The sequence below is a fragment of the Enterococcus canintestini genome, assembly GCF_001885735.1.
Taxonomy (GTDB): domain Bacteria; phylum Bacillota; class Bacilli; order Lactobacillales; family Enterococcaceae; genus Enterococcus_C; species Enterococcus_C canintestini.
This window is the reverse complement of the sequence record NZ_JXKG01000002.1, coordinates 125,737-146,313: the sequence shown is the minus strand read 5'-3', so window position 1 is coordinate 146,313 and position 20,577 is coordinate 125,737. Positions and strand designations below refer to the sequence as shown.

At 36.4% G+C, this 20,577-nt stretch carries 20 protein-coding genes; 6 read left to right on the top strand and 14 right to left on the bottom strand.

Translation table 11 applies throughout. The features are described from left to right. Nucleotides 1–9 precede the first annotated feature (9 nt). Nucleotides 10–630, bottom strand: a complete 621-nt coding sequence (locus RU96_RS02160; RefSeq protein ID WP_071863910.1) for an NUDIX hydrolase N-terminal domain-containing protein — start codon at nucleotides 628–630, stop codon at nucleotides 10–12. Nucleotides 631–821: 191 nt separating this feature from the next. Then, the gene (locus RU96_RS02155) at nucleotides 822–1,913 is read right to left on the bottom strand and encodes a DUF871 domain-containing protein (protein ID WP_071863909.1); all 1,092 of its coding nucleotides are present in this window, start codon (nucleotides 1,911–1,913) and stop codon (nucleotides 822–824) included. Between the two features lie 186 nt (nucleotides 1,914–2,099). On the opposite strand from RU96_RS02155, the gene RU96_RS02150 reads away from it, so the two are divergent. Then, a complete protein-coding gene (locus tag RU96_RS02150) occupies nucleotides 2,100–2,837 on the top strand; it encodes a peptidylprolyl isomerase (protein WP_071863908.1) in 738 nt (245 codons plus the stop codon). A 396-nt stretch (nucleotides 2,838–3,233) separates the two neighbouring features. Here RU96_RS02150 and fabZ read toward each other — a convergent pair whose 3' ends face one another. Beyond that, a complete protein-coding gene (fabZ, locus tag RU96_RS02145; RefSeq protein ID WP_071863907.1) occupies nucleotides 3,234–3,668 on the bottom strand; it encodes a 3-hydroxyacyl-ACP dehydratase FabZ in 435 nt (144 codons plus the stop codon). A 203-nt stretch (nucleotides 3,669–3,871) separates the two neighbouring features. Between fabZ and fabI the strand changes: the two genes are divergently transcribed. The 3 genes from fabI to RU96_RS02130 all read left to right on the top strand — a co-directional run bounded on the left by fabI (nucleotide 3,872) and on the right by RU96_RS02130 (nucleotide 7,641). Beyond that, a complete protein-coding gene (gene fabI, locus RU96_RS02140) occupies nucleotides 3,872–4,627 on the top strand; it encodes an enoyl-ACP reductase FabI (RefSeq protein ID WP_071863906.1) in 756 nt (251 codons plus the stop codon). A 267-nt stretch (nucleotides 4,628–4,894) separates the two neighbouring features. Then, nucleotides 4,895–6,613 carry a Na/Pi cotransporter family protein gene (locus RU96_RS02135; protein WP_071863905.1) on the top strand — a complete coding sequence of 573 codons (1,719 nt, stop codon included), beginning with the start codon at nucleotides 4,895–4,897 and terminating at the stop codon, nucleotides 6,611–6,613. Nucleotides 6,614–6,726: 113 nt separating this feature from the next. Continuing rightward, entirely contained in the window at nucleotides 6,727–7,641 is a 915-nt protein-coding gene (locus RU96_RS02130) for a mechanosensitive ion channel family protein (protein WP_071863904.1), read from the top strand. 86 nt (nucleotides 7,642–7,727) lie between these two features. On the opposite strand, the gene cbpB is transcribed toward RU96_RS02130, so the two are convergent. The 8 genes from cbpB to RU96_RS02090 form a co-directional block, all read right to left on the bottom strand. Continuing rightward, nucleotides 7,728–8,225, bottom strand: coding sequence for a cyclic-di-AMP-binding protein CbpB (cbpB, locus tag RU96_RS02125; protein ID WP_071863903.1), 498 nt, complete (start codon nucleotides 8,223–8,225; stop codon nucleotides 7,728–7,730). A gap of 98 nt (nucleotides 8,226–8,323) precedes the next feature. Then, the gene (locus tag RU96_RS02120) at nucleotides 8,324–8,836 is read right to left on the bottom strand and encodes a metallophosphoesterase (RefSeq protein ID WP_071863902.1); all 513 of its coding nucleotides are present in this window, start codon (nucleotides 8,834–8,836) and stop codon (nucleotides 8,324–8,326) included. A 43-nt stretch (nucleotides 8,837–8,879) separates the two neighbouring features. Further along, nucleotides 8,880–10,235, bottom strand: a complete 1,356-nt coding sequence (gene rph, locus RU96_RS02115) for a ribonuclease PH (protein WP_071863901.1) — start codon at nucleotides 10,233–10,235, stop codon at nucleotides 8,880–8,882. A gap of 4 nt (nucleotides 10,236–10,239) precedes the next feature. After that, nucleotides 10,240–11,052: a glutamate racemase gene (gene racE / locus RU96_RS02110; RefSeq protein WP_071863900.1), complete on the bottom strand. Its 813-nt coding sequence runs from the start codon at nucleotides 11,050–11,052 to the stop codon at nucleotides 10,240–10,242. 221 nt (nucleotides 11,053–11,273) lie between these two features. Continuing rightward, entirely contained in the window at nucleotides 11,274–11,930 is a 657-nt protein-coding gene (locus RU96_RS02105; protein ID WP_071863899.1) for an amino acid ABC transporter permease, read from the bottom strand. 15 nt (nucleotides 11,931–11,945) lie between these two features. Further along, entirely contained in the window at nucleotides 11,946–12,593 is a 648-nt protein-coding gene (locus RU96_RS02100) for an amino acid ABC transporter permease (RefSeq protein ID WP_071863898.1), read from the bottom strand. A gap of 12 nt (nucleotides 12,594–12,605) precedes the next feature. Then, nucleotides 12,606–13,412, bottom strand: a complete 807-nt coding sequence (locus RU96_RS02095) for a transporter substrate-binding domain-containing protein (RefSeq protein ID WP_071863897.1) — start codon at nucleotides 13,410–13,412, stop codon at nucleotides 12,606–12,608. Nucleotides 13,413–13,458: 46 nt separating this feature from the next. Next, on the bottom strand, nucleotides 13,459–14,196 hold the full coding sequence (locus RU96_RS02090) for an amino acid ABC transporter ATP-binding protein (protein ID WP_071863896.1): 738 nt from the start codon (nucleotides 14,194–14,196) through the stop codon (nucleotides 13,459–13,461). A gap of 339 nt (nucleotides 14,197–14,535) precedes the next feature. Here RU96_RS02090 and trpS point away from each other — a divergent pair, with 339 nt between their 5' ends. Both trpS and RU96_RS02080 read left to right on the top strand, forming a co-directional pair. Next, complete coding sequence (gene trpS, locus RU96_RS02085; RefSeq protein ID WP_071863895.1) at nucleotides 14,536–15,546, top strand: tryptophan--tRNA ligase; 1,011 nt, start codon at nucleotides 14,536–14,538, stop codon at nucleotides 15,544–15,546. 166 nt (nucleotides 15,547–15,712) lie between these two features. Next, nucleotides 15,713–16,387 carry a YoaK family protein gene (locus RU96_RS02080; RefSeq protein ID WP_071863894.1) on the top strand — a complete coding sequence of 225 codons (675 nt, stop codon included), beginning with the start codon at nucleotides 15,713–15,715 and terminating at the stop codon, nucleotides 16,385–16,387. A 47-nt stretch (nucleotides 16,388–16,434) separates the two neighbouring features. Here the strand turns inward: RU96_RS02080 and pheT are convergent, their stop codons facing one another. From pheT to RU96_RS02065, 3 genes are all read right to left on the bottom strand, one after another. Next, complete coding sequence (gene pheT / locus RU96_RS02075) at nucleotides 16,435–18,852, bottom strand: phenylalanine--tRNA ligase subunit beta (protein ID WP_071863893.1); 2,418 nt, start codon at nucleotides 18,850–18,852, stop codon at nucleotides 16,435–16,437. 6 nt (nucleotides 18,853–18,858) lie between these two features. Then, nucleotides 18,859–19,902, bottom strand: a complete 1,044-nt coding sequence (gene pheS / locus RU96_RS02070; protein ID WP_071863892.1) for a phenylalanine--tRNA ligase subunit alpha — start codon at nucleotides 19,900–19,902, stop codon at nucleotides 18,859–18,861. Between the two features lie 344 nt (nucleotides 19,903–20,246). Then, nucleotides 20,247–20,570, bottom strand: coding sequence for a winged helix-turn-helix transcriptional regulator (locus RU96_RS02065; RefSeq protein WP_071863891.1), 324 nt, complete (start codon nucleotides 20,568–20,570; stop codon nucleotides 20,247–20,249). Between the last annotated feature and the right edge of the window lie 7 nt (nucleotides 20,571–20,577).

The following is a 20,577-nucleotide window of genomic DNA, read 5'->3' as shown; positions in this document are numbered from 1 at the left end:
CACTTAAAATTAATCACAAATCGTGTTTTTTGGTTGATGATGGTAACTAAAAGCAGCCTTGATATCTTCTTTTGATGTTCGTGCCAATGAAAGTGTTAGATTTTCACATTCCTGTTGCGTAAAAAAGCCGACATCAACTGTCTCCAATCCCTTTTTAATCGCTGTGTTCTTTGCTTTACAATAAACAAAAAATTTATAAACATACGTTAAACTAGCAGGATAATTATGTTTGGCTTTGTCTTTGACTGCCATTAATTGTAGTGGTGTAACCACAATACCAGCTTCTTCATAGATTTCTTTTGCAGCTACTTCAAAAGGAGAATACCCGATATCTCCCCAGCCACCAGGAAGTGTCCAACTATCGTCACTTTTTTCTTTAACAAGTAGCAGTTTATCCGCCACAAAAACGACACCACGGACATCTACTTTAGGGGTAGCATAGCCATCATCGGTATAAAGATAATGTTGAATTTGAGTTTCGTCCCAATCGGTTAGTAGCGCCAACAATTTTCCTGTTACCACTAAAAGTTGATCGTAGCGCTCTTGATCAAAGACATCATGACCATATTTTTTACCCGACTGGCCAATTCCTTGTAATTCATTTAGCAAAAGTGCCAGTTGTTTTTCCATCTTCTCGCCTCCAACTTTATTATTATACCAAAAATATTTTTAGAGATAACTATTCGTAACTAAAAAAAGCGACTTGAAAAGTTAAAAATAATCGTTTCCTTAACAAAAAAACCAGCTAACACAGCCATTAAAACGAAGAAGTAACTTTTACCTTTTCATTTTAAAGAAGATGTCAACTGGAAATTTTAACTCTATTTATTTTCGATTAATTTAAAACTTGACCATGGTTTCAAAAAGTCTAATAAGAAAAGTTCATCATCACTAATACGACCGACAACGTTCACACGACCGTCATTTTTCATCGCTTTTAAAGCAATTTGTGTTTCACCTTTATATTGTCCATAACCTACATTATCAATCAACACATCGCCATGCTCCATGTCTTTTGTGTTATGAGCTGGGAAAGGTTTATCTTTGTAATAGACCCGTGTCATAGTAGAGCGTAAAATATACTCAGAACGATCGCCACGGTAACTATGCAAGTTATCAAATAAACAAATTCGTTCATCTGCAGTGATGTCATCTGCTGGATCTACTTTTAAACTTGGATATTCGGCAAAGAAAGCTTCTGCCGTTGCTTTTAATTCTGCTTCTGAAGCATAGGCATTCCCAACGGAAATATCATCGATTAGACCGGTTAAAATTAAATGCTTAACTTGGGTTGCGATTTCTAAGTCACGATGATCTTCTAATGTACACAAACCATCTTGTGTAGGCCAGGGACCAAACGTTGCCGCATGAGAATTGACAAAAGCCATCGTATTTAAATTGTACTTACGGAATTTTTTTGAACAAAAAACAAAATGATCATAACTCAAGCCAGAATAACGATGAGGATAGAAGTTATGAGAACCTAGTAAGTTGTTTGTATTTGGTGAATAGCTCATAATATTATCGACATAGTTAGTTCCTTGACTCATATTAATTTCGACTTTAATACCATACGGATTACGCGTCATCTTCGCTTCTTCGGCTCCAGTAAAACCAAGGTCTAAACGAACGCCATAAGCTCCCATTTCATCAAAAAATGAAAGATCATCATAAGAAATACCTAGCTGTTCAAACAAACCAGGATTAATATCGACCATAACTTCCATATCAAGACTATTAGCGTAATCAACCACTTTTTTAAAACCTGCTAATACTTGGTCTTTATCACCTTCTATTTCCAAAAGGCTAGTAAAAACTCGTTTAAAGCCATATTTATGCGCTAAATCTAAATACGCCTTGTCCTTTTCAAAAGTTGAACGTTCTGGATAGACTGAAATACCTAATTTTCCCATTACTCATTTCCTCCTTATTGCTGCTAACTTTGAATGCTCTTACATTATAACAAAAGCGCTTTAATTGGTCTACACCTTTCCCTTTTTTAATTTGGGATTCTTTATTTATGCCCCTTCTTTTCACGACTAGTCAAACTTTTTTATATTTGTTATTCTAAAACTATCTTAAATAAAGGAGCTTATCGCATGATTAAAAAACGTATTTTAGGGGTTGCACTTTTATTTTCAGTGACACTTTTTATCACTGGCTGTAATACCAGTTCAACTTCAACCACTGCTTCTAGCACCAACAAAACAACCGAAACTTCAGAAAAAGTTGACGTTAACCAACTTGATTTACCCCAATTAGATCCTGAGGTAAAAGAAAACGAAGATTTAGTAGAACTTCAAACAGATAAAGGTAATATTAAAATAAAGCTTTTTCCTGAAATTGCTCCAAAAGCCGTGGAAAACTTTATCACTCATGCTAAAAAAGGCTACTACGACGGTCTGACTTTTCATCGTGTTATTAATGATTTTATGATTCAAGGCGGTGATCCAAAAGGTGATGGCACAGGCGGTGAAAGTATTTGGGGCGAAGGATTTGCTGCAGAACCTTCCAATCAGCTTTATCATATTCGTGGCGCATTAGCTATGGCACAGTCCCAAGAACCCAATAGTATTGGTAGCCAATTTTATATCGTTCAAAATAAAGATGATATGAGTGATGGTCTTTTAAAAGGTTGGGTGCCAGATAAGATTATTGAAGCTTATAAAAATGGTGGTTATCCTTCTTTGGATGGTACTTATACTGTCTTTGGTCAAGTGATTGAGGGTATGGATGTTGTAGATAAAATCGCAGCGGTCAAAACTAACGAAAACGACAAACCAGAAACAGCAGTTAAAATTAAAACGATTAAAATTTTACAAGAAGCAAAATCATAACTATAAAACGAAATTGTTCCAGCATAATTAAGTTTTTAAAAAACTTTTTGAAACTACAATGTTTTATAAATAAGCCTACCGCTTAATTTTTACGTAATACGTAATAAGATGCACGCTCAACAATTGAATCTATAAATTTTTCGTGTTTTTAACTTACTTCTTTTAAAAAACAGATATTCTCTTTACCTACAAAGAAAAGACTGAAGCAGCTTTTGTCACCATGTTTATTAAAAGGTCTGTGACAAAATTTGTCACATCTCCTCTTGCCGAATAAACGGTGTGACTGAAGCAACTTCTTCGTAAATAAGACGGAATTCTCAAAATTTGAAAAACAATTTTCGAGAATTCCGTCTTATTTCTTGAATCTAATCGCTTCTATCACAGCATCTTTGTTAATTATTTAGCCCCTACAATAAATGTAAAGACACAGTCAGCGACTACTTTTCCTTCCACGGTAGCCACTGCATCAGCGGTTCCAACATTTCCTTTTAGCTTTGTAATAGAAAATCGCAATTCTAAACTATCTCCCGGACGTACAAACTCATAAAAATGCGCATTGTTAATCCCGCCAATATAAGCCGTTGCACCTAGAAACTCAGGTGATTTCAAAATTAAAATCGAACCCGCTTGCGCTAATGTTTCTAAGACAAGTGTACCGGGCATATGAGGATTTTCAGGCTGGCTTTGACAAAAATCTTCGTTATAAGTGATTTGTTTTTGAGCAATAATTTCCTTACCCGCTTTTAAAGCCGTTACTTTATCAATATATAAAATCGGAAAGCGATTTGGAATCAATTCTTTTACTTGGGCAACGCTTAGTGTTTGGCTCATAAGAACCCCTCCTTATTTTTAACAAAAATAGTAATCGAGATAATCTATTTTGATTATCAAAGTATCACAACTACAAAATACTTGCAAATATCTAAACTTAGCCAAAAAAATAGTTTGACAATCAAACAATTTTATCTAATAATAAGAAATCATACAAAGAAAACATTGCATTTATTTATTATAATCATTCAAGGAGTGTACACATGAGTTTATTAACTGGAAAAAAAATTGTCGTGATGGGTGTTGCCAATAAACGTTCGATTGCCTGGGGATGCGCAAAAGCATTAACCGATCAAGGTGCTGAAGTAATTTATACTTATCAAAATGAGCGGATGGCAAAACAACTAGAAAAATTAATCGGCAGCGAGGCTTTTAAAGTCGAATGCGATGTCGCCAGTGATGAGAGCATTAAAGAATGTTTTACAAAAATCGGCGACTACGCCGGAGAAATTCACGGGGTAGTTCATGCCGTAGCCTATGCAAATAAAGAAGATTTATCCGGCAGTGTAGTAGATATTTCCCGAGCCGGCTATGCCCTTGCACAAGATATTAGTGCGTATTCTTTAATTGCTGTAACACGTTATGCCAAAGATTATTTGGCCCAAAACAGTGGGATTGTGACACTGAGTTATTTAGGTTCACAAAGAGCCGTGCCAAACTACAATATGATGGGAATTGCTAAAGCTGCCTTAGAAGCCGCCGTTCGCTATTTAGCAGCCGATTTATCTCCCCAAGGCATTCGCGTCAATGGAATCTCTGCTGGCGCCATCAAAACGCTGGCAGTCACAGGTGTCAAAGATTACCAAAAATTGATTCAACTTTCAGAAGAAAGAACACCAGATCACGTTGGTGTGACCATTGAAGAAGTTGGTAATACATGTGCTTTTCTTATTAGTCCTGCAGCCAGTGGCATTATCGGCGAAGTAATTTTTGTTGATAAGGGTGTGCATTTGTCTTAAGAAAATAACGAAAGAAAAATTTTTAAAGTGACGTCTAAAAGTTAGCTTTTTACACTAACTTTTAGACGTCACTATTTTAGTGTCAATTTTATTTTAAGCAGCGGGACCATTAAAAATACCAATTTATCGAAATTTTTTCATAGTATTTAAAAAGATGTACAAATCTGGCTATACTTTTTGTTCACAATTGTCAAAAACCGTTTACAACTACGCTTCTTTTCGCTATGCTAGCAGTAATTGGTCAAATTTATTGCTGGAGGAAGTTTTATGTCGTATCAAGAAATGCTATTTAGTTTTTTAGGTGGTCTAGGAATTTTCCTATTTGGTATTAAATATATGGGAGATGGCTTACAAAAAGCCGCTGGTGATCGCCTGCGAGAAGTGCTGAATAAATTCACCTCTACCCCACTGCGGGCTGTGCTAGCCGGAATTATTGTCACTGGCCTGATTCAAAGCAGCTCAGGTACCACGGTCTTGACCGTCGGTTTGGTTAGTGCTGGATTTATGTCTTTGCGTCAAGCGATTGGCGTTATTATGGGTGCAAATGTCGGAACAACTGTTACAGCCTTCATTATTGGTTTTAATTTGAGTGCCTATGCCCTACCTATCATTGGAATTGGCGCCATCCTTTTATTTTTCACGAAGCGTAAATTATTTCAAAATAGCGGACAAATTTTATTTGGATTTGGCTGTTTATTTTTTGGTTTAAAATTAATGGGAACCAGTATGGAACCTTTAAAAGATTTACCGCAATTTAATGATTTAATGATTAGCGTTTCCCACCATCCTGTTTTAGGTGTTTTTATTGGTACATTACTTACAATGGTTTTACAAAGTTCCAGTGCGACAATTGGGATTTTACAGCAACTGTACGCTCAAAATAGTTTAGCGCTAGGAGCCGCACTACCAATTTTATTTGGTGATAATATCGGGACGACGATTACTGCCGTGATTGCCGCTTTAGGTGCTAGCATCGCTGCTAAACGTACAGCAGGTGCCCATGTAGTATTTAATTTGGTCGGTGCAATTATTTTCACATTATTATTAACACCTTTTACCCATGTCGTCATCGCAATGACAGATGTTTTCCATTTAAACCCAAGCATGCAAATTGCTTTTGCCCACGGTTTATTTAATCTCTCTAACTTAGCCATTCAATTTTGGTTTATTCCACAAATTGAATTACTTGTTAAAAAAATTATTCCAGGTACGGAAAAATCATTGGATATCCGCGCAGTAGAATTAAATGAAGATTTTCTTTATACTTCACCAAGCATTGCATTGCGCCAGGCTTCAAATGAAGTTATTCAAATGGGAGATTATGCGCTACGTGCCTTGTCAGCGACAAAAGATTTTTATGTTAAACCTGCTGAAGATATAAAAGATGATGTTTTTCAATACGAAGAAGCGATAAATCGTTTTGATGTAGAATTAACGGAATACTTAGCAAAAGTTGCTACGGTAGAACTATCTCAAACAGAAAGCCAAGAACAAGCCATGTTATTGGAATTTACGAAAGATTTTGAACGAATTGGAGATCACTGTAAAAACATCGTCGGCTTTGTGGAAGAAGCTTGTGAATTGGAACAAAAACAACGGAATAAAGAAAAACGAAATGGCAACAATCCCAAACCTACTCGTACTGCCTTACTTTTATATGATGAAGATTTAGTCTTGTTATTTGATAAAGTCTTAAAAAATATTCGTGATGCCTTATCAGTGTTGGAAACAGATGATCACGACTTAGCGACAAAAATTCTTTCACGGGAAAAAGAAGTCAATGAACTTGTCGATTTATTAAGAAGAAAATACTTCCGTTTAATGAGTAAAGGTGATGGTCGTGCCGCTGATAGTGTCTTATTTATCGATATCAGTTCAAATTTAGAACGCAGCAGTGATCGAACACTCCACATCGCAAAATATATCTTAGGAAATGTCTATGGCTTTAAAACACCTGCTTCATACCTGCAACAATTAAACGAATAATTAAAAAATGAAAAACTGCCGAATTCTAGGCAGTTTTTTTTTACTCTTTTTGTTAAGATAAGTACGTGGGATCTTTCCACTTCAATGAATAGTACAATAAAGGGAGGACTTGCATGTTACACATCATAGCACAAACAACAGACTCGACAGGTTCTGGTCTAACAGAACCTGCTGTACGCCAATTAAATGCGTTTCAACGTTGGTGGGATACAATTGATTGGGAAAAAGTCACAGGACTATTAATTTCAAAAGGATTAATGATTCTCTTTTTAATTTTATTATTTAGCGTTTTATTACGTATCTGTGATTTTTTAGTTGAACGCAGCTATCAATCTTATCAAAAAAGACAAAAATTCAGCGAAAGCCGGATGAACACATTAAATACTTTGATTCGCAATGTCATTCATTATACGTTAGGCTTTTTCTTTATTTATTCACTTCTTTCGACTTTAGGGGTTCCAGTTGGGTCACTATTAGCCGGAGCAGGAATTGCTGGTTTAGCTATTGGTCTTGGTGCTCAAGGATTTATGAATGATATTATCACCGGATTCTTTATTATTATGGAACAACAAATTGATGTCGGCGATTATGTAATTTTAAGCAATCTGGCTATTGAAGGTACTGTGACTTCAGTGGGTATTAGAACGCTTGAATTACGTTCCGCCAATGGTACCGTTCATTTTATCCCAAATCGTAATATCACTACCATTAGTAATAATTCTCGTTCCAATATGCAAGTTATCGTAGATGTCCGAATTGAACCAAATGAAGGTTTAGATAAAATAAAGGCAGCTATTCAGACCGCCAACGATAAAATTACCACAACTTATAAAGATGAAATTCAAACACCACCGACAATTTTAGGTCTAGTTGATTTAGGCAATAGTAATTATGCTATTCGGACAACTTTTTACGTTTTAAATGGCCAGCAATTCAAAATTAAAGAAGATTTACTAGCCGCCTCTATCACAGAATTAAATGAAGCAGGTTTATCTATTCCATCCACACCAATTTTACCGGCTCCATAAAGTAACAAAAAAACTTCCAGCCTAACCTCACATTAATACGAGGTGGCTGGAAGTTTTTTTATGAAATGCTATTTATTTACAACTACCTAAACAACAAATAGCTTATCTTTCTTTTTTTCAGATTTTGCTACCAGTTCATAACGTTTTTCCAATTCATGAACCAAATGATTGGTTGCTTTTAAAACTTCCTTGCGGGTAACGATTCCTAAAAAGATCCGTTCACTATTTACAATTGGTAAAAAAGCATTGTTGACTAATAAGTGTAATACATCTTCTAATTGTGCATCTTCTTTGGCATAATCAACTCCAATTTCCATCACGTCAGCAACAGTTAAACCGGCTAAATTATCGGTATCAATCTTTCTTAAATCGATCATTTTCCCGACGATATCATTTAAACCGATTAACCCTACAAAGCGATCATCTTTATCCAACACTGGAATTTTTGAATAACCGACTTTTGATAAAACTAACAATGCGTGATCTAACGGATTAGAATACATTAGTGATGCAACGTTTTCTGCTGGCACTAAAAAATTATGCTGATTTTCTAATAAAAGTTCTTGGACAGTGGTTCCTATCAAATTGATTGCCTCCATTTCCACCCAACATACAACCTTATTGTACAAAAAATTGTAAGGGGAAACATCTTGCGTTATTAGCCTTATGAAAAACTTACAATTTATTTTTTAAAGGTAAAATGTAAATCTGCTACTGCCGCATGTGTACGATCGTAATATTGTATTTCCCAACTATTCTCTGTACTTTCAATAATCGCATAACTTTGAATTTGAATCGGCCCTCTTGGTTGTGAAATACTTCCTGGATTCAAATATAGGCACCCTTTCACCGCTTCACAGCCAATTTGATGAGTATGACCAAACAGACAAACATCCGCTGCAACTTCTTTTGCTTCTAATGAAATTTGGGTTAAGCCAAAACGAACGTTTGACAAGTGTCCATGGGTTAAATAAATTGTATCTTCTTTCGTTTTTACAACCAACTGATTTTTAAAGCCGGGATCAAAATCACAGTTTCCCGCCACGACATTATACGTTTCAAATAACGGATCATTACTAGCTAACTCAGAATCACCACAGTGAAAAAAGTAATCAACTTCACTTTGACGACGATTTAAAATATCAACAAGAATTTCACGATCTCCATGGTTATCACTTACGACTAAATACTTCATATTCCGCTCCTCTAACTAACTATTTTTAATGAAAAAAATGATATTACGCCTCTAACCATGCTTGCCAATTTTTTTGTAATTTTTTTAGTGCTTGCCCCCGATGGCTAATGGCATTTTTTTCAGAGCCTGATAATTCTGCTGCTGATTTTTCCATCCCGGCTGGAATAAATAGTGGATCATAACCAAAGCCGTGGTCTCCCCGTGGTATGCGTCCGATTCTACCAGGCCAATCTGCTGATACAACCAAACTTTCTTTTAAAGGTGCTGCAAATACTAACGTACAATGAAAATGAGCAGTCCGATCTTCATCAGGAATATTGGTTAATTCGTGAAGTAATTTGGCATTGTTAGCGGCATCACTTTTAGTTTCTCCTGCAAAACGAGCCGAATAGACCCCAGGCATTCCATTTAAAGCATCTACAGCCAAACCAGAATCATCAGCTAAAACGGGACGTTGTAATAATTGAGCAATCGTTTCTGCTTTTAAGCGGGCATTTTCTTCAAACGTTTTTCCAGTTTCTTGAACTTCGGGAATGGAAGGATAATCCAATAATGTTTTTATTTTATAACCTGCTTGACCAAACATTGCAGCAAATTCTTTGGCTTTACCAGGATTTTTAGTCGCAATCACGATTGTTCGCGTATCGTCTTCATTTTTATCATCCTGGTCAACTTTTTCTTTGCCTAAAAGTGCCTCTTTTTGAAAAGCGATTAAATCGCTGATGCCGTGTTTAGCGTAAATTAACATCTCATTTAATTCTTCACCACTAAATGTGCTTTCCTCACCGGTACCTTGTAATTCAACAAATTGACCACTTTCAGTCATGACCACATTCATATCGACTAAAGCAGAAAAATCTTCTGCATAATCTAAATCTGTCACACAAGTACCATCGGGTAAAATTCCCACACTAATTGCTGCTAGATGTTCTTTAATCGGATCTTCTGTCAATTCGTTTTGCTGTAATAATTTATTGACAGCTAGGCGCAATGCGACAAAAGCCCCCGTAATACTTGCTGTTCTGGTACCACCATCAGCTTGTAAAACATCACAGTCGACAATAATACTTTTTTCTCCCAGCTTCTCTAAATCTACTACCGCTCGTAAAGAACGGGCAATTAGACGTTGAATTTCCATGGTTCGACCGGATAACTTTCCTTTTGCACTTTCTCTTCGGTTACGAGAACTAGTCGCCCGCGGAAGCATACTATACTCTGCGCTGACCCACCCTTTACCACTATCTTTTAAAAAGTGGGGTACGCGATTTTCAATTGTAGCCGAACAAACGACTTGCGTATCGCCAAAAGAAATCACCACAGACCCTTCTGGATGTTTAAAAACATTGGTCTTAATTGTTACCGGACGAATTTGTTGCACAGCGCGGCCATCATGTCTCATTTTATTAATTCCCTTCTAAATTTACGTGCGTAGACTGAACAGTGATATTATCCAGCCACTCATTTGCAATATCATCAAACATTTTTGTTGAACCAGTTGTATAAAACGCATACTGTGGTTTTTTATTTTCACTACTATTTGCAATTTCAAAGTAATCCAACAACACACTAACTTCCCCCACCGTTTCAGCACCCGAATCAATGAGCTGCACTTGGCTTCCTACGACATTTTGAATAATTGGTCGTAGTAACGGATAATGGGTACAACCCAAAATCAACGTGTCCATTCTGCTATATTGCAAAGGAGATAATGTTTCTGCCACCGTTTTTTTAGCCACTGGGGATGAAAATTGATTGCTCTCCACCAAAGGAACAAATTTCGGACACGCTAGACTAAATACTTGAATATTAGGAGTTTTAGTTTGCAGTGCTCGTTGGTAAGAGGCGCTTTTAATTGTACCTTGTGTGCCGATAACCCCAACTTTATGGTTTTTTGTGGCTTTAACTGCCGCTCGTGTCCCCGGTAAAATAACCCCTACAACCGGAATATCAATTTCTTGGCGAATCACATCAAGGGCGACTGCTGTGGCGGTATTGCATGCAATAACTAAAAGTTTAATTTCTTTTTGGATTAAAAAATGTGTCATCTGTCGGGTAAATTCAATTACTTGTTCCGCTGGTCTGGGACCATAAGGACACCGGGCTGTATCACCTAAATAAATCAAATTTTCATTTGGTAGCTGTTTTAATGCTTCTTTTAAAACGGTTAAGCCACCCACACCCGAATCGATTAAACCGATTGCGTGCTTATTTCCCATATTTTTTCACCCTTTAAAGCTTTAATTAAAATTAAAGCAAATTTATTCCACTAATGTCTCTATTTTCGCTTTTTTTTCCTTTTTTTTCAAGTCTTGCTGATTATCTTTAAAACGCAGCTTTATTTAACGCTAAAATAAAAAATATTTACATTTCTTATAGCAATTAAAAACAGCAATTTTTTAGGCAATAACCCTATCACCTAAAAAATTGCTGCTAGTATTTAATAGTTGTATTGTTTTGTTTCGAGATATTTCGATACCAAAGATAAAGCGTAACAAACGACAAAATAAGCAACCGTCATAGCTAAAAACATTGGCAATACATAATTTTCATTTTGACCATAAATAATTTTCGCATTATGAGTCAGTTCTGGCAATGAAATAATTACCGCCAAAGACGTATCTTTAATTAAAGAAATTAACTGGCTAACAATTGCCGGAATCATCGATTTAAAAGCTTGTGGAATTACAATAGCCCGCATGGTTTCGCTATAAGTTAGACCAGTCGAAAGACCTGCTTCCATCTGTCCTTTTGGCACTGCGTTTAACCCTGCTCGAAAAACTTCTGATAACATCGCAGATTCAAATATCGTCAACGCAACAACCGCAGACCAGAAAATATCAAAGCGGATCCCAATTTGAGGTAGTGCAAAATACGTAAAGAAGATGATTAACAATAACGGTAAATTACGAATAATATCAATCACAAAACCTAAAATTTTGGATAAAAATGGGATATTACTAAAACGAATAACACCCACGACGCCACCGATAATAAAACTAAAAATAATCGATAAGATTGACACTTCTACTGTGACCCGCAGACCATCGAATAAAAAGCGTAAATTAACAAAAGAAAATGCATCAAAAAAATCCATCTAACCCGCTCCTTTCTAGCCTGTTACGGCCCATTTTTTCTCTAAATGATTCATTAAATAAGAAAGTGGCAATGTTAAAACTAAGTAAAACAAAGCGACGATAATATACGTATCAAATGTATTGAAGGTGGTACTAGCAATTAAATCACCTTGATACATTAAATCAAGACCTGCCACCATCGCTAGGACAGAAGAATTTTTGACTAAGTTGATAAACTGATTACCTAGTGGTGGGACAACAATTTTAAATGCCTGGGGCAAAACAATGTAACGCATTGTTTGACTGTACGTTAGTCCTTGGGAAAGGCCCGCTTCTGTCTGACCTTTTGGTACTGTTTGAATTCCAGAACGAACTGTTTCGGCGATAAAGGCCGAAGTATAAATGACTAAGCCAATCGTCCCAGCTTGAAATCCGTCGATTTGAACCCAGTATAAAGGTACAACGACAAAAAAGAACATGGCAATAATCAGCAGTGGAATATTACGGAAAAATTCCACGTAAGCTTGCGCTAAAAATTTGATAATTCGATTGCTGGAAAGTTGCAAAATCGCCATTAACGTCCCAATAATTAAACTAAAGAAAAGGGCAATTACACTGGAATAAATTGTAAATTTGAACCCTTCAAAAAACATACCGCTGTATTCTTGAAATAGTGTCAGCATAACCGGCCTCCTTTATTTTACTTTCCCGGTATTATCCCCTGGGAACCATTTATTATAAATTTCATCATACGTGCCATCTGCATGCATTTCATCTAAGGCTTTGTTCACTTCTTTTAAGAAATTATCTTGCCCTTTATTGATGGCAATCCCATACGGCTCTTCTGTAAATGTTTCACCGGCCAATTTATAATTCTTATTTTCTGATGCCATACCTAATAAAATTGCATTATCGGTTGTCATCGCATCGCCTTGGCCTGACTGTAAGGCAGTGAAAGCTTCCGCATAATTTTCTAACTCTAAAATTTTAGCATCAGGTGCATGCTCACGAATATTTACCGCCGAAGTAGAGCCTTTAACAGCTAAGACAGTATCGTCCGCTGTTAAGCTATCAACACTCGTAATTTTACTATCTTTTGGTACAAGTAATGACTGACCAGCGTCAAAATACACTTGTGAGAAATTCACTTGCTTTTTACGCTCTTCTGTAATCGTCATCGTCGCGATAATGGCATCGATGTTACCGTTTTTTAATAATGGTATACGCGTTTTTGAGGTAACTTCCACAAAAATAGCGTTGCCATCTCTACCTAAGATTTTTTCAGTAATTCCGCGGGCAATATCAATATCAAAACCTTTGACTTCATTGGTTGTGACATCCATCATTCCAAACAAGCGGGTATCGTATTTTACTCCCCAAATAATTTGATTATTTTCTTTACTAACTTTTGCGATATCTTGATCTGCTACACTTTTTCCACAACCGCTTAGTAAAAGTAAAACTGCAGCAAATCCAAAAAACGCCGAAAAGATTTTCTTCATCAACTTTCCTCCAATCCTTTTCACTTTTTATCACAGACTTTTTTTATTAGTGATTAATCACTTTACTAATAAATTGTTTCGCGCGATCAGTTTTTGGATTATTGAAGAAATTTTCGACATCGCGACTTTCTTCCACTACCTCGCCATCAGCCATAAAGACAACGCGATCGGCTACCTCTTTAGCAAAACCCATTTCATGGGTAACGACAATCATCGACATACCATCTTTGGCGATTTTTTTCATAACATTTAAAACATCACCAATCATTTCTGGGTCTAACGCGGAAGTTGGTTCATCAAACAACAGCATTTGTGGCTGCATCGCTAACCCGCGGGCAATCGCTACCCGTTGTTGTTGTCCACCTGAAAGCATCGAAGGATAAGAATCTTTTTTATCCAACATTCCTACCCGATCTAATAAACGTTCTGCTAAAGCAATCGCATCTTGTTCATTTTGTTTTAAAACTTTAATCGGCGCTAATGTAATATTTTCTAACACAGTTTTATTGGGATACAAGTTAAAGTGTTGGAAAACCATCCCAATGTTTTTTCTAATATCTGTTAATTTCGTCTTTTTGCTGTATAAATCTTGATCATTAATTAACAAATGGCCTGAAGAAATGTTTTCTAAACCGTTGATACAGCGTAACATGGTACTTTTTCCTGAGCCGGAAGGTCCAATAACTACGACAACTTCCCCTTTTTCAAAATTCAAATTAATATTTTTTAGTGCGTGAAATTTACCATAGTATTTTTCCACGTTTTGAAATTCGATCATAGACATTGGCGTCACTCCTGTTTTAAATTTAAATTCTATTGATGTTTGGTTTAAGTAGTATTATAAGCAAATTAAAAAACATTTGTAAAGTTTTTTTACAAAAAAAGATTTGAATCGACAGATTTTTCTGACAATAACATTTCGCCAACTTGATAAGTTTTATCACACGAATATGTCACTTACTTTTGTTTTCAGTAATATTTTAGCACCAGTTCTATCCCTAACTTATTCTCCCAGTTTACATTACTATTTTCCAGTTATTTGCTTTTTTGATAGTTGCCGTAAAGTTTAAAAAAAGGTAAACTGACATGTATGAGAATAGAAAGCAGAAAAAGGTGAAAACTCTTGAAAAATACTATTTTAACTGGGGATCGCCCCACAGGCCGCCTTCATTTAGGTCACTATGTTGGCTCTTTAAAAAAACGGGTAGAAATGCAAGCTGATCCAAACAACAAACTTTACATTATGATTGCCGATATGCAAGCACTAACTGATAATGCCAAAAATCCTGAAAAAGTTTCTTCTAATGTCTTAGAGGTCGCTTTGGATTATCTAGCTGTCGGCCTTGATCCAAGTAAATCGACATTATTTATCCAATCTCAAATTCCGCAACTAGCTGAGTTGACCATGTACTTTTTAAATTTAGTTTCAGTCGGACGTGTGCGACGCAATCCGACAGTAAAAAGTGAAATCGAACAAAAGAATTTCGGTGAAGGTGTCCCGACGGGCTTTTTCATTTATCCGGTTTCCCAAGCTGCTGATATAACCGCATTTAAAGCTAATCTTGTCCCAGTTGGTGAAGACCAAAAACCAATGCTAGAACAAACCCAAGAAATCGTTCATAGCTTTAATAATACTTACCGTCCTGTTTTGGTTGAGCCAAAAGCTGTTTTACCACCTAAAGGCATGGGACGTTTACCAGGCATTGACGGTAACGGTAAAATGAGTAAATCACTTGGTAACGGCATTTATATTGCAGATTCTATCGATGTTGTTAAAAAGAAAGTGATGAGCATGTATACTGATCCAAATCACATTCACGTAGAGGATCCTGGACAAGTAGAGGGTAATATGGTTTTTACCTACTTAGATGTTTTTGGAACCGATAAAGAATACATCGCGGAGTTAAAAGATCATTATCGTCGTGGCGGTTTAGGTGATGTCAAAATTAAACGCTACTTAATTGATGTTTTAGAAGCTGAATTTGCCCCTATTCGCGCACGTCGTGAAGAGTTAGCAAAGGATCCAGCTGCCGTTATGGCAATCTTACAAAAAGGCTCTAAAGAAGCTGAAGCAGTAGCTGCTCAAACATTAGCAGAAGTCAAGGCAGCAATGGGGATTGCTTATTTCAATTAATTCACATTCTTCTTTATTTTGATTTTTTTACATTTTAATCTTTTTACCAAGGCGCAATTTAAGAAAATCTTTTCTTAAATTGCGCTTTTTTGTAAAGACAAAATAGTTGTCAAAATCTTTTCTTGCGACTAGATTAAAGATAAGACTTGTTGGTGAGGTGAAAATATTGAAAGATAGAGAATATCCTTTACATGAACGGTTAATTATTGGGGTGTTTTTAGCTGCTGCTGCTGGTGGTTTAGATGCTTACACATATCTTTTCCACGGCGAAGTATTTGCGGGTCTACAGACGGGGAACTTCATTTTATTAGGATTAAATTTAGGACAAGGTGATTTTACTGCTATTTTACGCTATCTAGTGCCAATCACAGCCTTTTTCATTGGTAGTGTGGCCACTCGTTTTCTTCAACACCAATTAGCAGATGATACTAGTCTAAGAAGCCGTCAAAAAATTGTTTTAATACTAGAAATTAGCTTGATGGTAGGTGTGGCACTTCTCTCACCTTATATTTCTGATAAATTCGCCAGCGCCCTTTTGTCATTAGCGGCCGCTGCCCAATTACAAGAGTTTCGCAAGCTTCATGCGGGTCCTTTTACTTCTTTAATGATGACTGGAAATTTACGGACACTAGGTGAAACAACTTGGGATGCTTTTATTCATCACGATCAAAAAGCTAGCGCCAAGTTCAAAGATACGGCGATTATCATTTTTAGTTTTGTTTGTGGCGCTACCTTAAATAGTTTGTTAGCAAATGTTTTAGGATTTGCCACAATTATTCTTTCTGCTGTCATCTTACTAATTCCTTTGTTCATTCTTCATTTCACTAAAGAAAAACATTAAAAAGCTGTTATCAGCGTCACAATGACGCTGATAACAGCTTTTTTTAATTACCGAATTTCTACGGTTAATTTTTCAGTTAGATTTCTGGTTACTTTTTCCATTGCTTTATTGATTTCTTCATCGGTTAAGGTTGCTTCTGGATTTACAAAAGTCAAACTGTAAGCAAGTGATTTATAACCATTTTCAATGTTAGCACCTTGATAAACATCAAACAAGCTAACTTTATTTAAGAATTTACCGGCTGCTTCTTTAATTACCGCTACAACTTCTTGATTTGTAACCTCTTCTTTTACTAACATCGCAATATCACGACTGACTGCTGGGAACTTAGAAACAGCTTGATAAACTAATGGTGATTTTTGAGTTGCCAATAATGCAGCTAAGTTTAATTCAGCTACAAAAGTTGCGCCAATATCATAAGCTTTCGTGACTGTCGGATGAACTTGTCCCACCAAACCAACTTTCTCACTACCCACATAAATTTCAGCAGTTTGACCTGGATGCATTTCTTTTATTGCTGTAGTTTTAACATAGGAAATATCTGTTGCACCTAAAGTTGTTAAAAGTGTTTCAACAATTCCTTTGGCTAAGAAAAAGTCAACTTTTTCACTTGCTTGTTGCCAATCTTTTGTTTGCCATAACCCAGACAACGCAAAAGCAACATGGTTTTCTTCTAATGGCAAGTTTTTCAACGGATCTGCGTCTTGGTAAAAGACACGGCCAATTTCATATAATGCGATAGCATCATTTTTCCGCGCCACATTATAAGCCACATCATCTAATAAACCACTAATTAAGTTCATACGTAACACAGCACGATCTTCTGTCATCGGCCAATCCAAGCGGGTTACATTACTCTTACGTAGCATAAATTGACTAGATTTTTCTTCTGTGGTTAAAGCGTAACTAATCGCTTCGGTTAACCCGGCACCTTCTAAAGTGCTACGGACTTCACGTGTTTTTAATTGTTCGTCTGTCAAAGAACCTGCAACAGTTTCCCCACTTGGTAATGTACTTGGAATTTTATCATAACCGTAAATACGGGCCACTTCTTCAAGAATATCTGCTTCAATGTGAATATCCCAGCGACGAGGTGGAATCGTCACTGTAAAGTATCCATCGCTTTCAGTAAATGGAAATTGTAACGCTTCAAACACTGCCGCCACGTCCGCTACAGAAAGGTCAGTTCCTAAAGAACGATTGATTTTAGCTAAAGTAATGCTAACTTCTTCATTTCTAACTTCAACAGCAGAGCCTACTACCGCACCTTTTAAAACTGTGCCGCCAGCCAGTTTTGCAATCATCGCAGCCGCCACTTCACAGGCTTGGTTAATAGCACCTTTGTTAATACCTTTTTCAAAACGAGCAGAAGATTCACTTCGCAAATTGAATTGTTTTGAGGTTAGACGAATAGACAATGGATCAAACAAAGCAGCTTCTAAGGCAACTGTTGTCGTCGTATCTGTAATTTCAGAATCTAATCCACCCATTACACCGGCTAAGGCTACTGGTTTTTCTCCATTCGTAATCACAATATTTTCTGGGGTTAAATTTCTTTGTTCATCATCTAAAGTAGTAAGTGTTTCTCCAGCATTCGCCCGACGAACTAAAATTTCTTGACTACCTAATTTAGCATAGTCAAAAGCATGTAACGGTTGACCAAATAATAATAAAATGTAATTGGTAACATCCACCACGTTATTAATCGGCCGAATTCCTTCATTCATTAAACGATTTTGTAGCCACTGTGGTGAAGGCGCAATTTTAACATTTTCAATGATACGAATTTGATAAGCTGGCGCATCTTTTTCATCTGCTACGCTCACTTTAATTTTATCATGAGCTGCCTGATCACTTTCAACTAATTTTTCATCTTTAAAGTGCGGTTTTTGATTGTAAATTGCCCCGACTTCATAAGCCACACCTCGCATAGATAAGGCATCTGCACGATTAGGAGTGATAGATAATTCAATAATACTATCATCTAAATCTAAATAAGGAAAAACAGATTCTCCTACAACGGCATCTTCAGGCAAATAGTAAATACCATCAGCAAATTCTTTTGGTACGACATTTTCTGAAACACCAAGTTCTTGTAAAGAACAAATCATACCATTTGAAACTTCGCCCCGCATTTTACCTTTTTTAATTTTTACATTACCAGCAATACGTGCCCCAGGTAATGCCACAATTACTTTAATTCCCTCTTTAACATTAGGAGCACCACAGACGATTTGCGATAATTCTTCTGCACCAATATCGACTTGGCAAATCGATAAGTGATCAGAATTTGGATGAGGAACGCATTTTTCCACTTTCCCGACGACAATTTTCTTTAATCCTTCTGCGGGCACTTCAATACCTTCTACTTCAATGCCTGTAACAGACATTTTATCCCCTAATTCTTTCGGAGAAATTTGAGTAAGGTCTAAATATTCGTTTAACCATTTATAAGAAACTAACATAAATTTTTACTCTCCTTTGAATTGACTTAAAAAGCGCAGGTCATTTTGATAGAAGTTACGAATATCGTTGACACCATAGCGCAGCATCGCAACTCGATCTGGTCCAATCCCAAAAGCAAAACCAGCATATTCTTCTGGATTTATTCCAGACATTTCTAAAACGTTTGGATGAACCATACCAGCGCCTAATATTTCAATCCAGCCAGTATATTTGCAAACATTACAACCTGCACCGCCACACTTAAAGCAACTTACATCCACTTCTACAGAAGGTTCGGTAAAAGGAAAATAACTTGGACGCAGGCGAATTTTGCGATCTTCCCCAAACATTTTTTGCATCATAACCTCTAAAGTTCCTTTTAAATCCCCCATCGTAACGTGTTTATCAACAACTAAACCTTCAATTTGATGGAATTGATGACTATGCGTAGCATCATCAGTATCACGGCGAAAAACTTTTCCTGGAGAAATCATTCGTAACGGTCCTTTAGAAAAATCATGTTTTTCCATTGTCCGTGCTTGGACTGGTGAAGTATGAGTTCTGATTAAAATATCATCGGAAATATAAAATGTATCTTGCATATCTCTGGCTGGGTGATCTTTTGGTAAATTCATCCGTTCAAAGTTGTAATGGTCACTTTCAACTTCATAACCTTCGACAACTTGATAGCCCATGCCGACAAAAATATCTTCAATTTCTTCCATAATTTGGGTTAAAACATGGCGATTTCCTTTATTTATCTGTTGTCCTGGTAAAGTAACATCGATACTTTCTTTTGAAAGCGCAGCGGTTAATGCCGCTTCTTCTAATACTTCTTTACGCGTTTCAATGGCTTTTGTTAATGCATCACGAATTTCATTAGCAAAACTTCCCACTTTGGGACGTTCTTCGGCTGATAAATCTTTCATTCCACGCAATACCTCAGTAATCGGGCCTTTTTTTCCTAACGTTTCTACCCGAATTTGATTTAGCGCTTGTAAATCACTTACGTTGTCAATTTTTTCCATAGTTTCATTTTTCAATGATTCCAACTTGGCTTGTAATGACATTCTTGTTCCTCCTTAATGAAAAGACTTTCTCATTTTTTATTTAAGCTTAAAGCCTAAGAAAATCTTTATTTTATCAAAAAAAAAGAGACCTCATTCCTAAAGGAACGAGGTCTCGCGATACCATCCTAATTCGTCAAAAATCAACGCACTTTATTTTAATAACGATTGCTAGACAACCGGCTTAGCTCTCACTAAGCAAGCTAGGAAGTGAATTTCATTTTTCGATTACGACCCCTGCTTTCAGTCTATGACAGGTCTCCCTTTTTTCGTATCAACCAAATTACTTGTTTCCATCATTGCTTTTTATTTAATTGTATTTAGTTTACAAAACTTTTGTCTGAAAATCAACTGCATTCTGAAGCATCAATCCATTTATTGCCCCAATCTTTAACAGCAATTAAACTAGTTTCTAAATCGCGGCCTTTTTTAGTTAACTGATATAAGTTATCGTCTTTTTCAACAATACCTTCAGCATCTAATTCTCGCAAACGTTCCACTAAAACTCGATCACTTACTTCGGGAATTTTATTTGCCAGATCAACAAAGCGTTGGGACCCATCTTCTAATAATACATCGAGAATCAAACCGTTCCATTTCTTTCCCAAAATTGAAAAAGCTTTTTCAAATTTTGGACACAAACAAAATTCAGTTTCTACAACTTGTTCCACTTTCGGT